11 protein-coding genes are annotated in these 13,094 nt (G+C 74.3%); 6 read left to right on the plus strand and 5 right to left on the minus strand.

The annotated features are described in order from the left end of the window. Positions 1–1,058, plus strand: a 1,058-nt coding sequence (locus tag EAD98_RS30900) for a hypothetical protein (RefSeq protein ID WP_121653514.1), incomplete at its 5' end; no start/stop codon positions are given. Between the two features lie 269 nt (positions 1,059–1,327). After that, complete coding sequence (gene groL / locus EAD98_RS08550; protein WP_121653515.1) at positions 1,328–2,950, plus strand: chaperonin GroEL; 1,623 nt, start codon at positions 1,328–1,330, stop codon at positions 2,948–2,950. A gap of 56 nt (positions 2,951–3,006) precedes the next feature. Here groL and EAD98_RS08555 read toward each other — a convergent pair whose 3' ends face one another. The 3 genes from EAD98_RS08555 to EAD98_RS08565 all read right to left on the minus strand — a co-directional run bounded on the left by EAD98_RS08555 (position 3,007) and on the right by EAD98_RS08565 (position 6,803). Next, positions 3,007–3,252 (minus strand): hypothetical protein, encoded by a 246-nt coding sequence (locus EAD98_RS08555; RefSeq protein WP_074314935.1) that lies wholly within the window; start codon positions 3,250–3,252, stop codon positions 3,007–3,009. Positions 3,253–3,337: 85 nt separating this feature from the next. After that, complete coding sequence (locus EAD98_RS08560) at positions 3,338–4,273, minus strand: GNAT family N-acetyltransferase (protein ID WP_121653516.1); 936 nt, start codon at positions 4,271–4,273, stop codon at positions 3,338–3,340. 49 nt (positions 4,274–4,322) lie between these two features. Continuing rightward, the gene (locus EAD98_RS08565) at positions 4,323–6,803 is read right to left on the minus strand and encodes a S8 family serine peptidase (RefSeq protein ID WP_121653517.1); all 2,481 of its coding nucleotides are present in this window, start codon (positions 6,801–6,803) and stop codon (positions 4,323–4,325) included. A gap of 80 nt (positions 6,804–6,883) precedes the next feature. Here EAD98_RS08565 and EAD98_RS08570 point away from each other — a divergent pair, with 80 nt between their 5' ends. Both EAD98_RS08570 and EAD98_RS08575 read left to right on the plus strand, forming a co-directional pair. Beyond that, positions 6,884–8,701 (plus strand): glycerol-3-phosphate dehydrogenase/oxidase, encoded by a 1,818-nt coding sequence (locus EAD98_RS08570; protein WP_199723345.1) that lies wholly within the window; start codon positions 6,884–6,886, stop codon positions 8,699–8,701. Positions 8,702–8,788: 87 nt separating this feature from the next. Beyond that, positions 8,789–9,325, plus strand: coding sequence for a hypothetical protein (locus EAD98_RS08575; RefSeq protein WP_121653519.1), 537 nt, complete (start codon positions 8,789–8,791; stop codon positions 9,323–9,325). Positions 9,326–9,361: 36 nt separating this feature from the next. Here the strand turns inward: EAD98_RS08575 and EAD98_RS08580 are convergent, their stop codons facing one another. Continuing rightward, positions 9,362–10,762, minus strand: a complete 1,401-nt coding sequence (locus tag EAD98_RS08580; RefSeq protein ID WP_121653520.1) for an FAD-binding oxidoreductase — start codon at positions 10,760–10,762, stop codon at positions 9,362–9,364. Between the two features lie 67 nt (positions 10,763–10,829). Between EAD98_RS08580 and EAD98_RS08585 the strand changes: the two genes are divergently transcribed. Beyond that, positions 10,830–11,114 carry a DUF4031 domain-containing protein gene (locus tag EAD98_RS08585; protein WP_121653521.1) on the plus strand — a complete coding sequence of 95 codons (285 nt, stop codon included), beginning with the start codon at positions 10,830–10,832 and terminating at the stop codon, positions 11,112–11,114. On the opposite strand, the gene EAD98_RS08590 is transcribed toward EAD98_RS08585, so the two are convergent. Next, positions 11,086–11,742 (minus strand): metal-dependent phosphohydrolase, encoded by a 657-nt coding sequence (locus EAD98_RS08590; protein ID WP_199723341.1) that lies wholly within the window; start codon positions 11,740–11,742, stop codon positions 11,086–11,088. The two genes, EAD98_RS08585 and EAD98_RS08590, sit on opposite strands and share 29 nt — an antisense overlap. Positions 11,743–11,882: 140 nt before the next feature. Between EAD98_RS08590 and EAD98_RS08595 the strand changes: the two genes are divergently transcribed. Further along, entirely contained in the window at positions 11,883–13,085 is a 1,203-nt protein-coding gene (locus EAD98_RS08595) for an aromatic acid exporter family protein (protein ID WP_233583763.1), read from the plus strand. Positions 13,086–13,094 lie beyond the last annotated feature (9 nt).

Here is a 13,094-nt window from a genome sequence, read left to right on the forward strand (position 1 = left end):
AGCCCGACCCGTCCGGTCCGGCCGAAGGCCCTCCGCCCGGCACCCCTGCCGGCTGGGATCCGGGCGCGCCGCCCGCCTGGGGGCCGCCACCGGGCGCGCCGCTGCAGGGCTGGGTGTTCCCGCCCACCGGCGGCTACCCGATCGGCGCCGGGCCGTACGGCGGACAGCCCTGGTACCCGGGGCCGCCGGCCGGCGGGTGGTACCCGCCCGGCCTCGATCCGGCCGACCAGCTGGTCACCCCACCGGGGGCCGGGCTCAGCGGTTGGTTCGACCGGTGTGTGGGCGCGGTCCGGCGCGGCTGGCGATTGCTGCTGCCCATCCTGCTGCTCACACAGGTGCTGCCGGCGGCGGTGCTGTCGGTGCTCTCGCTCGGGCTGGACCCGAGCGCGAAGTGGGAGACGACCGCCGTCGAGGGGTCGACCTCGCTGCCGGACAACTTCCTCATCGACCTGGCGACCGTGTTCCTGGTCGTCATCGGCGGCAGCCTGCTGATCGGGTTGGTGCAGGCCGTGGGCTGGGCGGCCGGCACCTGGGTGATCACCCGTCAGGCGGTCGGTGAGCCGGTCCGCCTGGGTGACGCGCTGCGCTACGGACTGCGCCGCGCGCTCGGCCTCTGGGGCTGGACGCTGCTGATCAGCGTGATCGTCGGCCTGGGCATCTGCTTCTGCGTCCTCCCCGGGGTCTACCTCGCCTTCGCGCTCAGCATGGCCGGGCCGGTGTACCTCTTCGAGCGGCAGAACCCGATCGGCCGGTCGTTCCGGATGTTCCACGACCGGCTCGGGCTGCTGCTGGGGCGGGTGGCGCTGGTGGCGGCGGTGGTGATCGTCGGCACTCTGGTCGCCAGCGTGCTGGAGGGGGTCGGCAGCGCCCCGTTCGGGGTCGACCCGCTCGCCACCCCGGGTTCCGCGATCGGCGTGGTGCTGGTGACCGCCGTCGGCGCGCTGCTGGCCCTCCCCGCGCACTTCGCGCAACTGGTGGGGCTGCTGGTGACGTACGCCGAGCAGCGGGCCCATGAGCGGCCGGTGAACGCCGCCGGACTGGCCGGGGAACTCGGCTGACCGAGGCCGTCGTGCTTGCACTCGGCAGGGGAGAGTGCTAAACAAGGTGTTGGCACTCGCATACCGCGAGTGCCAATGGTCGGGACGGTGGGGCCAGTTGCGCCGGCGTGGAGACGCCGGGGTGACATGGCCGGTCGTCGCGGGCTATCCGGCCCGGCCGAAGGACGTCGTCGTCGCCAGGTGGCGACGTCCCAAGGTGCGTACACCAGGCGGCCCATCCGGGGCACACAACTCGGGTGGCCCGTGAGTGTCCAGGAGGACAACGCCGTATGGCCAAGATGATCGCGTTCGACGAAGAGGCTCGCCGCGGCCTCGAGCGAGGCATGAACCAGCTCGCTGACGCCGTGAAGGTGACCCTCGGCCCCAAGGGCCGCAACGTCGTGCTCGAGAAGAAGTGGGGTGCCCCCACCATCACGAACGATGGTGTGAGCATCGCCAAGGAGATCGAGCTCGAGGACCCGTACGAGAAGATCGGCGCCGAGCTGGTCAAGGAGGTCGCCAAGAAGACCGACGACGTTGCCGGTGACGGCACGACGACGGCGACCGTCCTGGCCCAGGCCCTGGTTCGCGAGGGCCTGCGCAACGTGGCCGCCGGCGCCAACCCGATGGCCCTGAAGCGGGGCATCGAGGCCGCGGTCGCGAGCGTCTCGGAGGAGCTGTCCAAGCTCGCCAAGGACGTCGAGACCAAGGAGCAGATCGCCTCCACCGCCTCCATCTCCGCTGGCGACAGCACCGTCGGCGAGATCATCGCCGAGGCGATGGACAAGGTCGGCAAGGAAGGCGTCATCACCGTCGAGGAGAGCAACACCTTCGGCCTGGAGCTTGAGCTCACCGAGGGTATGCGCTTCGACAAGGGCTACATCTCGGCCTACTTCATGACCGACCCGGAGCGCATGGAGGCCGTCTTCGACGACCCCTACCTCCTGATCGTCAACAGCAAGATCTCGTCGGTCAAGGACCTGCTCCCGACCCTGGAGAAGGTCATGCAGTCGGGCAAGCCGCTGCTGATCATCTCCGAGGACATCGAGGGCGAGGCTCTGGCCACCCTGGTCGTCAACAAGGTCCGGGGCACCTTCAAGTCGGTCGCCGTCAAGGCGCCGGGCTTCGGTGACCGCCGCAAGGCCATGCTCGCCGACATCGCCATCCTCACCGGTGGCCAGGTCATCAGCGAGGAGGTCGGCCTCAAGCTGGACACCGTCGGCCTCGACATGCTGGGCCGCGCCCGCAAGGTCGTGGTGACCAAGGACGAGACCACCATCGTCGACGGTGCCGGTGACGCCGAGCAGATCCAGGGCCGGGTCAACCAGATCCGGGCCGAGATCGACAAGAGCGACTCCGACTACGACCGCGAGAAGCTGCAGGAGCGGCTGGCCAAGCTGGCCGGTGGCGTTGCGGTGATCAAGGTCGGCGCGGCCACCGAGGTCGAGCTCAAGGAGCGCAAGCACCGCATCGAGGACGCCGTTCGCAACGCGAAGGCTGCCGTCGAGGAGGGCATCGTCCCGGGTGGTGGCGTCGCGCTGGTGCAGGCCGGCAAGACCGCCTTCGACAAGCTGGACCTGGTCGGCGACGAGGCGACCGGTGCCAACATCGTCAAGGTCGCGCTGGACTCCCCGCTGCGGCAGATCGCCGTCAACGCCGGCCTCGAGGGCGGCGTCGTGGTGGAGAAGGTTCGTAACCTCGAAGCGGGTCACGGCCTCAACGCCGCCAACGGCGAGTACGTCGACCTGCTGGCCGCGGGCATCATCGACCCGGCCAAGGTGACCCGGTCGGCGCTGCAGAACGCCGCGTCCATCGCGGCGCTCTTCCTCACCACCGAGGCCGTCGTCGCGGACAAGCCGGAGAAGACCCCGGCTGCCCCGGCTGGCCCGGGTGGCGGGGACATGGACTTCTGAGTCCAGTTCCGACACCGAACGGGGCGGGCCGCTGACGCGGTCCGCCCCGTTCGTCGTCAGGTGGGTAGCGGGCGCTGATTGCGCCGCTTCTGCGCCCGGTCGTACGGCGGGGGCAGTTGGATCGGTGCGTCCACCATCTCCTGCGGCTCCTCGGCCACCGGCTCGCCGTTGGTGGTCATCTCGGCCAACTGCTCGGCGTCGCCGTAGTCGAGCCGGTCGAACGGCAGTTGGCCGGGGAGTTCGCCGACCGGTTTCCAGGTGACGGGCGGGCCGTCCTCGGTCTGGTCGTCATCCGTGGTCATGGCTGCCTCCTCTACGGAAACGGTAGGGGGCGTCGATGCCCGACGCGGGCGAATGGCACTATCTGGGTCTATATCCTATTCGCCCTTATTTGGTGCTCAGCGTCCGCCGGTACAGGAAGAAGACCCGCTCGATCCGGGCGCCGGCGCTGCCGGAGTAGAACGGCACCGGCCCCACCCAGCCGATCTGCGCCCGGTCCAGCCCCGCCTCCCGCTGATCGCGCAGACAGCGGCGCAGCAGCACCCCGCCGATGCCCGAACCCTCGGCGGCCGGGGCGGTGCCCATCGGCCCGAACCAGCTCGGCCGCGACGATCCGTAGGCGGCGAAGCCGAGCAGCTCGCCCGCCCGCTCCGCCAGGTGGCAGCCGGCGCCGTCGCGACCCACCGAGCCGGCCAGCTCGCCGTCCCACGCGCCACCGAAGGTGGACCGGGCGAACGCCGCCAGCGCCGGCAGGTCCGTCGGCTCCGCCCGGCGTACCGTGATCCCCTGCCCGGCCAGCCGCCGCTCGGCCGCCTCGGTGGACCGCAACGCCGGTGACCCGTCGTACGACAGGTCGGCGGTCATGTTCCAGGCGGTCCGGTCCTGCCGGTAGCCGAGCGCCAGGGCGGCGCAGACCGCCGGCGTGTAGCGCACGTCGATGCCCGGCCAGGCGTAGTACGGCGGGTTCCCGGCCAGCAGCACCTCGGTCACCCCGTGCCCGGCGAGCATCCGTTCGCCCCGCTCCAGCAGCGCCCGGCCGACGCCCCGACGACGCTGCTCCGGGAGCACCGCGACCAGGTCGACGTGCCCGAGAGCCGGGTCGGCCGACGACACCGAACCGAGCAGCACTCCGACCAGGTCCGCACCCCGGTACGCCCCCACCGCGACCACCGGCCGGTCGGCGGCGGCCCGAGGCCAGAGCGCGTCCACGATGGTGGCCGCCTCGGCGGCGTCCTCGGGCAGGTCGAGCGCCTGCGCACAGAGCCGCGCCGCGGCGGGGGCCAGGTCGGGGGTCAGCTCGCTGACGGTGATCTCGGCGTCCATGGTCGCCGACCCTAGATCACCGGGTGTTGCTTCGCGCTCCCGCCCGTCCTCAGCGCCGGGCGGCCCGGACGGCGGCGTACGCGTCGACCTGCCCGGACCCCGTGACGTTCGCCGGGCCGCCGCAGGCGTCGGCCGGGTTGCTGGAACGGTAGGTCGGCTGGGCCGGCGTCGCGGTGTCCCGCAGGATCTGCCGGGTCCGGGCCAGGTCGCCGACCAGCGTCGGGTTGGCCGACCACATCAGCGCGACCACCCCGGCCACCTGCGGGGTCGCCATCGAGGTGCCGTCCAGTTTGGCGTACCCGCCGCCCGGCATGGCCGACACCACGCCCACGCCCGGCGCCAGCACGTCCGGCTTGCCCGGACCGCCCGGCACCGGCCCGCGCGAGGAGAACTCGGCCACCCGCCGCTGTGCGTCCACCGCGCCCACCGTCAGCACGTCCGGATACGGCGCCGGCGGGTCGTCGATGGACGCGCACCACGGGCCGGTGTTGCCGGCGGCGGCGACCACGAAGATCCCGGCGGCGTCCAGCGCGGCGGTGGCCGGGCGCAGCACGTCGCGGTCGCAGCCCTCGATCGGCGGGCAGCCCCACGAGTTGGTCAGCACCTGCGGGGCGCGCTCCGGCCGGCCGTCCGTGAACGGGTCGCCGCCGGCCGGAAAGGGCGCCAGCATGAACTGGAGGCAGTCCAGGTAGTGGCCGGGGCTGCCCAGGTTGCGGTCCAGATTGACGCAGCCCACCCACTGCGCGTCCGGCGCCACCCCGATGCCGCCCCGCCCGACCGCGCTGCCCACCGTGTGGGTGCCGTGCCCGCCCTGGTCGGTCGGGGTCCGGGTGCCGTCCCACGGGTCGTACCAGGAGTCGTCCCCGCCGCGGAAGCCGGCCCGCAGCGCCGGATGGGCGCCGTCCACACCGGAGTCCGAGCTGCCCACCACCATGCCCGCGCCGGTCACGCCGAGCTGCGACCACACCCGGTCGGCGCCGAGCTGTCGGATGTTCCACTCGGGGCCGGTGGGCGCGGCCGCGGTGCCCCGGCTCTGCCCGGCCGGGGCCGGCAGTGGCCGCAGTCGCTGGCTGACCAGCACCCGGGCCACCTCCGGGCGACGCGCGAGCCAGGCCCGCACCGCCGGACCGCCGTCCACCTCGACCGCGTTCACCAGGTAGTAGCGCACCGGATCGAGCCGGAGCCGCCGCACCTCCCGGCGCAGGTCGGTCTGGCTCCGGTCGGCGGTCGTCACGAGCCGCCGGTACACCTCCGCCGCCCGGGCGTCCCGTCCGGCCCGGCCGGGCGTGCCCGCCGGCAGGCCGCTCAGGTCGGCCTGCTCGCGCAGCACCACCAGCAGCCGCTCGCCGTGCAGGCCGGGCTGACCGGGCCCGAGGTCGACCACGCCCACCGCGATCAGCAGCACCGCCGCGGTGACCGCCGCCACCCGCCGGTTCGGCGTGCGGGCCGTCGGCCGGGCCAGCAGCACCGCGTACCCGATGGCGACCAGGACCGCGACGGCCAGGCCGGCGCCGGCGGCGGCCGCCACCCAGAACGGCACGTCGCGGGTGCCGACCAGCAGCAGGGTGATCTCTTCCGGATCGGTGAAGGCCAGCGGGCCGAGCGTGGCCAGGCCCACCAGCCAGCCGGTCGCGGCCCGGCCGGCGTGCACGGCGTCCGTCGCCCGGACGGGCGTGTTCGCCCGACCGCCGGCGGCCGGACGCCAGGTCGCAGCCCACAGGGCTGCCAGGGCGAAACCCGCGGGCGGCAGGGTCAGCAACGCGGGCAGCTGCGCACCGGACTGGCCGATGCCCGCGGCGAGCAGCAGCAGCGCCACGCCGGCGACCAGGCCACCGACCAGCACGAGCCGGACCGGCCGGGGCGGCTGGCCGACCGCGAACCGGGACCAGAAGGGACCGTCCAGCAGCGTCGCGGCGAGCACCCCCAGCGCGGCCGCGGCCAGCAGGGCGAGCACGGTCTCCAGCAGCCCGCCGAGCGCGCCCAGCCAGACCCAGGGCAGCAGCAGCGCCAGCCCGGCGGCGACCGCGAGCAGCGGCACCGGGCCGGTTGTCGCGCGGTCTCCCGAGCCGGCCGGCCCGGCGGACGCCGACCGGCGTGCCGACCAGCGCAGGACGAGCGCGGTGAGTGCCGCCGTAGCGGCCAGCGCGGCGAGGTACGCCTCGTGGTGCACCGGCGGTACGACCCGCAGTAGCGTGAGCGCCCCGAGCGTGAGCACGGCGGCCAGCCAGGCCCGCCCGGTGGCCCGGACCGCGGCCGACCGGGGCAGCATGGCCAGCAGCAGCGTCGGCGTGCCCACCAGGACGACGGTGGCCAGGCCCAGCGCCGGCCAGAGCCAGCCCACCCGGTCCCGCCCGAATCCCAGCAGCACCTGGTCGGTGAGCCAGCCACCCGTCTGGGTGGCCACGGTCACCGCCACTGTCCAGCCACCGGCCAGCACGGCCGCGACCACCGGCCACGGGTTGGACCGGCCCGGGAGCGACGGCTGGTAGGGCGGCGGTTGACCAGCGGGTGACGAAGGGCCGACCTGCATGACTCGCACAGTACGGGGCCGGCGGCGCATGTCGGCACGCTGGCCACGGCGGTTACGGTGGACAAATGCGCGACCCCAACATCTCCCGCTCCGTCGCCGGGCAGCTCTCGCCGGTACGCCGGGCCGCCGACCTGCGCCGACTCCGCGCGGAGCGCTTCGACGTGCTGGTCATCGGAGGCGGGGTGACCGGCGCCGGCGCCGCCCTGGACGCGGCGTCCCGCGGTCTGAAGGTCGCCCTGGTCGAGGCGCGCGACCTCGCCGCGGGCACCTCCAGCCGGTCCAGCAAGCTCATCCACGGCGGCCTGCGCTACCTGGAGCAGTTGGAGTTCCACCTGGTCCACGAGGCGCTCACCGAGCGAGGGCTGCTGGCCACCCGGCTCGCGCCGCACCTGGTCCGCCCGGTGCCGTTCCTGGTGCCGCTGCCGGCCGGCAAGGGCCTGCGGGATCTGCCCGTCCGGATCTTCCGCCGCTCGTACTACGGCGCCGGCGTGGCCACCTACGACGCCTTCGCCGGAGTCTTCGGCGGTGGCCGGGGCATGCCGCTGCACCGGCACCTGACCCGGGAAGGGGCCCGACGGATCTTCCCGAGCCTGCGGGCCGACGCGCTGGCCGGGGCGATCCGCTACTACGACGGGCAGGTCGACGACGCCCGGCTGGTGGTCACCCTGGCCCGCACCGCGGCCAGCCTCGGCGCCACCGTGGTGAGCAGCGCCCGCGCGGTCGGGCTGATCCGGCAGGCGCGCGAGGTGACCGGCGTCCGGGTCCGCGACCTGGAGGCGCCGGCCGGCTCTCCGGACGCCGAGTTCGAGGTGCAGGCCCGCACGGTCATCGCCGCCACCGGCGTGTGGAGCGACGACATGTCCCGGATGCTCAACGACGTGGGCCTGCGGCCCGGCATCCGGGTGCGCGCCTCCAAGGGGGTGCACCTGGTGGTGCCCCGCTCGGCGATCACCGGCGAGACCGGGCTCATCCTTCGTACGGCGACCTCGGTGCTGTTCGTCATCCCGTGGGGCGGGCACTGGATCATCGGCACCACGGACACCGACTGGCGACTGGACCGGTCCCACCCGGCGGCGTCCGCCCGCGACATCGACTACCTGTTGGAGCAGGTCAACGCCGTGCTGGAGCGGCCTCTGACCACCGCCGACATCGAGGGCGTCTACGCCGGGCTGAGGCCGCTGCTGGCCGGCGAGGCCGACTCCACCTCGAAGCTCTCACGTGAGCACGCGGTCTTCGAGCCGATGCTCGGGCTGCTGCTGGTCGCCGGCGGCAAGTACACGACGTACCGGGTCATGGCCTCGGACGTGGTGGACCGGGCCGCCCGCCGGCTGGGCGGGGCCCGTCCGTCGCGTACGGCCGACCTGCCGCTGCTGGGCGCGGACGGATACCCGGCCATGTGGCGGGACCGGGCCGACCTGGCCCGGCGGCACGGCGTGCCGGTGGGCGTGGTGGAGCACCTGCTGGAGCGGTACGGCACGCTCACCCTGGATCTGCTGGCGCTGATCGACGCCGATCCACTGCTCGCCTCCCCGCTGGCCGGGGCACCGGAGTACCTGGCGGCGGAGGTCGCCTACGCGGCGCGGGCCGAGGGTGCGCTGCACCTGGAGGACGTGCTGACCCGGCGGACCCGGATCTCCTTCGAGACCAGCCACCGGGGGCTGGAGTCGGCGGAGCACACCGCCGAGCTGATGGGCGCGGTGCTCGGGTGGGACGCGGTCACCCGGGCCCGGGAGGTCGAGCACTACCGCGCCCGGGTGGAGGCGGAACGGCAGTCCCAGCTGATGCCGGACGACGCCGCGGCGGACGCGGCCCGGCTGGGCGCTCCGGACGTCCGGGGCTACGCGGCCGACCGGGGTGGCGACGACGATCAGGCCGCGTTGCGTCCGTCCGCTCGGTGACGAAAAGGAACGTTACCGAGGGGTAACCATCGATACCGGCCCGGATGGTGGTTTCGGCTGCTATCTACGGTGGGGTAGGTTCCGCGCGTGCATTCCCGCGCGCGCTCCCGCCTGCTCATTCCGCTTCTCGCCACGGTGCTCGCCGGCGCCCTCACCGGGTGTTCGCTGTTCGACCGCGACACCGGGAGCCGCCCGGCGGCGCAACCGCCGGTGGGTGCGGCCGCCGGCGGGCCGGCGCCCGAGATCCCGACGACGGTCGCCGCAGGTCAGGTCAGCCTCCTCCAGCGGCTCGGCGCGGACGGCCCGATCCGCACGCTGAGCGTCGAGCGGGACGGCACCTGGCAGTGCCTCGACTGCGCCGGTGACGGCGTCACCTCCCGGGGCACGCTCGCCCCGGAGCAGACCGAACGGCTCCAGGTGCTGCTGGCCGACCCCAGGCTGGCGAACGAGACCGATCAGGCCCGGCAGTACCGGGTCACCTGCATCGACGCGCTGACCTCCAGCCTGCTCACCTCCGCCGGGCTGATCACCTCGCAGGACTGCCCGGGCGAGGAGCGCCCGCCGGTCTCCGGGGAGATCCTGCTGCTGCTGACGCAGGCGACCCCGGCCGAGGTCGTCGGCTGATCGCGCACCGGGGCGCGGGTCGCCGCCCCGATCCGGTCAGAGCACCTTGCCGGGATTGAGCAGGCCGGCCGGGTCCAGCGCCGACCGGATCGCCTGGTGCACCCGGACCCCGACCGGGCCGATCTCCCGGGCCAGCCAGTCCCGCTTGAGCAGCCCCACCCCGTGCTCGCCGGTGCACGTGCCGCCCAGATCCAGGCCGAGCCGCATGATCTCGTCGAACGCCCGTCGGCCCCGCTCCACGCTCGCCGGGTCGGCGCGGTCGACCACGATGTTCGGGTGCATGTTGCCGTCCCCGGCGTGCCCCACCACGCCGATCGGCACCTCGCACTCCGCCGCGATCCGGGCCACCCCGTCCAGCAGCGCGGCGAGCGAACCGCGTGGCACCGCCACGTCGTCGATCACCAGACCGCCGTTGCCGCCCGGGTACGCGTCGGCGGCGAACTTCTCCATCGCCGGGTGGGCGAGCCGCCGGGCCTGCAGCAGCGCCGCCGCCTCCACCGCGTCGGTGGCCGCGTAGACCTCGTCGGCGCCGACCGCCTCGCACACCTCGGCCAGGCCGGCCAGGTCGTCGGCCGCCCGGCTGCCGGTGTCCGCGGCGGCCAGCAGCAGGGCCTGCGCGTCCGTCCGCAGCCCCATCGGCTGGTACGCCTCGATGGCCCGCAGGTGGGTCTGGTCGAGCAGTTCCAGCAGGCTGGGAGTGAGCCCCCGGGCCGCGATCGCGGCCACCGCCGCGCCGGCCGCCGCCGTGGACGGGAAGACCGCCACCAGGGTCAGTGAATCGGCCGGCGCGGGCCGCAGCGCCACGGTCACCTCGGTGATCACCCCGAGGGTGCCCTCCGAGCCGACGAAGAGCCGGGTCAGGTCGTAGCCGGCCACCCCCTTGGCGGTACGCCGACCGGTGCGCAGCACCTCGCCGGAGGCGAGCACCACCTCCAGGCCGAGCACGTACTCGGTGGTCACGCCGTACTTGACGCAGCACATGCCGCCCGCGTTGGTGGCCACGTTGCCGCCGATGGTGGACGACTCCCAGGAACCCGGGTCCGGCGGGTACCAGAGCCCCTTCCTGGCCACCGCCGCGGCGAGCGTCGCGTTGACCACCCCCGGCTGGACCACCGCGATGCGGCTCACCGGGTCGATCTCCCGGATCTCGTCCATGGCGACGGTGCTCAGCACCACCGCGCCGTCCACCGCGTTGGCCGCGCCGGCCAACCCGGTCCGCGCGCCCTGCGGCACCACCGGTACGCCGTGCCGCGCCGCCGCCCGAACCACCGCGACCACCTGCTCGGTGCTGCGCGGACGGGTCACCACGAGCGGGGTGCCGGCCGCGCACAGGTCGGCCTCGTCCCGCTCGTGCATGCGCAGCAGGTCCGGGTCGGTGAGCACGGCGTTCTCGCCCAGAGCGGCGCGCAGCTCGTCGAGGAGTGGGGTGGGGGCCATGCAGCTGAGGCTAGGTCGCCGGCCGCCGATCATCAACATGATCGACTGGGCGGGCTAGCTTGGCACCATGCTCTACCTGGACCGGCCTGCCTGGCCGTGGCGCGGTCGGCTCTGGTCACACCTGATCAGCGACGTGTCGTACGCCGAGCTGCACGCCTTCGCGGAGGCGCTGGGCGCCCCCCGGCGCGGTTTCGACCGCGACCACTACGACATCCCGGCCGACCGGTTCGCGGCGGCGGTGTGGCTCGGGGCGCGCGTGGTGCCGAGCCGGGAGCTGGTCCGGTTGCTCCGCGACGCCGGCCTGCGTCGCCCGAAGCACCTGGTCAGCCCGCGCCCACCGGCGGTTCGGTGAGCGTGGCCAGCTCGCGGCGCAGGTTGGCCCGGGCCGGCTGTTCCCAGCGGCTCGCCAGCGGCGGCAGCCGGAACAGCGCGGGCAGCGCCAGCAGCCCGGTGAGCACCGCGGCCCGCCCGGCCCGGAAGGCCGGCTCCGGCACGTGCGCGTACTCCTGCCGGACGGCGGCCGCGTAGCGGTCGTACGCGGCCGGCGCCGCGCCCAGCACGGCGAGGTCCGCGTCGCAGAGCAGGGCGCCGTCCTGGTCGCCCGGCGCCACGGCGTGACCGGCGGTGAGCAGCACCAGCCGCCGCACCTCGGCCAGCGCGGGCGCCGGCACGCCGAGCCCGGCGAGCACGCTCGCGGCCAGCGTGGCACTGTCCCGTTCGTTGGCGTCGCCCGCCGCCCGCGGGTCGTACACCGCGTCGTGGCACCAGGCCGCCAGCCGGACCAGGTCGGCCCGGTCGGCCAGCGCGGCGTGCCGGTCCACCACGTCGAGGACGGCGGTCAGGTGGGCAACCGTGTGATAGTGCCGGTGCGGCTCCCGCCACCGGGCGAGCAGCTGCTCCCCGGCCCGCGTCGAGCCCGCGCCGGGCTTCGCCCCGGCGCCCCGGGCTGCCGCCCGCCACCGGTCCAGCAGATCGGCCATCGTCCGAGTCTGCCGCATCCGGCCGTCGCAGCGCGGATCGGGAGGATTCAGCGGGCCCGCCTCGGGTAGTCGCGCCCATGGCCGTGGCCCGGGACAAAAGAGCTCCGTTGGTGCGGCGTACCGCGCTGCGTGAAGGGCTGGTGGACGTCGACGGCGCACGGATCGCCGAGGCCACCGAGGAACTGCGGCACCGCAGCAAGGCAACCCTGCACGACCGGCTGCACCGGGTGCGGATGGCCGGCGGGCTGGCGGTGCAGGCCGGGCTCGCCGCGGGGCTGGCGTACTTCATCTCGCACCGGCTGCTCGGCAACCCGCAGCCGGTCTTCGCGCCGATCTCCGCGGTCGGCACCCTGGCGGCCTCGGTCGGCCAGCGGTTCCGCCGGACCGTGGAGCTGATCGCCGGGGTGGGCATCGGGGTGGCCATCGGCGATTTCCTGATCTACCTGCTCGGCACCGGCGCGTGGCAGCTCGGCCTGGTGGTCACGGTGGCGATCCTGCTCACCATCTTCGCCGGGGCCAGCGTGGCCATCGTCATCCAGGCGGCGGCCACGGCGGTGCTGATCGTGACGCTGAGTCCGTCGACCCAGAACCTGGAGATTCCCCGCTTCGTCGACGCGTTCCTCGGCGGTGGGGTCGCGCTGCTGGTGACGGCGGTGCTGCTGCCGCTGAACCCGCTCCGGGTGATCAATCGCGCCGCCCGGCCGGCGCTGGACCTGCTCGCCGCCCAGCTCGACGCCACGGCCGACGGGCTGCGCAACCGGGACCGCGCCACGGTCCAGCAGGCGCTGGAACGGCTGCGGAACAACAAGGAGGAGCTGGCCACCCTGGCCGAGGCGATCGAGGGTGCGAAGGAGACCGCCACCCTCTCCCCGGCCCGATGGCACCGGCGCGACGAGCTGACCCACTACGCGGAGGCGGCGGACCCGATCGACCGGGCGATGCGCAACACCGGCACGTTGATCCGCCGGTCCGTCACGCTGATCGAGGACGAGGAACCGGTGCCGGATCCCATGCCGGACGCGATGAACCACCTCGCCGAGTCGGTCCGGTTGCTCAAGCACGAGTTCGCCGTGGGGGAGGAGCCGGAGAAGGCCCGCGAAAGGGCGCTGCGGGCGGTCAGCGAGGCCGGTCGGGCGTACGGCGCCGGGGTCGGCTTCTCGGGCAGTGTGGTGGTCGCCCAGATCCGCACCACGGCGAGTGACCTGCTGGTGGCCTCCGGGATCGAGCAGGAGGAGGCGAACCGGTGCATCCGCACCTCCTTCGGGGAGCAGGAGCGGCCGATCGGTGAGCCGGCCGAGCCGGGCGATGCGCCGAAACCCCCCACCGCCCCACCGGTCGGCTGACCACGCCGC

This window comes from Micromonospora sp. CV4 (assembly GCF_003667455.1).
In the GTDB taxonomy this organism is placed as follows: Bacteria; Actinomycetota; Actinomycetes; order Mycobacteriales; family Micromonosporaceae; genus Micromonospora.

Excerpts from the sequence above, each read along its gene's own strand:
- EAD98_RS08585 (WP_121653521.1), top strand. The coding sequence starts at position 10,830 with ATGCTCTACCTGGACCGGCCTGCCTGGCCGTGGCGCGGTCGGCTCTGG.
- EAD98_RS08565 (WP_121653517.1), bottom strand. The coding sequence starts at position 6,803 with ATGCAGGTCGGCCCTTCGTCACCCGCTGGTCAACCGCCGCCCTACCAG.
- EAD98_RS08590 (WP_199723341.1), bottom strand. The coding sequence starts at position 11,742 with ATGGCCGATCTGCTGGACCGGTGGCGGGCGGCAGCCCGGGGCGCCGGG.
- EAD98_RS08580 (WP_121653520.1), bottom strand. The coding sequence starts at position 10,762 with ATGGCCCCCACCCCACTCCTCGACGAGCTGCGCGCCGCTCTGGGCGAG.
- EAD98_RS08560 (WP_121653516.1), bottom strand. The coding sequence starts at position 4,273 with ATGGACGCCGAGATCACCGTCAGCGAGCTGACCCCCGACCTGGCCCCC.
- groL (WP_121653515.1), top strand. The coding sequence starts at position 1,328 with ATGGCCAAGATGATCGCGTTCGACGAAGAGGCTCGCCGCGGCCTCGAG.
- EAD98_RS08555 (WP_074314935.1), bottom strand. The coding sequence starts at position 3,252 with ATGACCACGGATGACGACCAGACCGAGGACGGCCCGCCCGTCACCTGG.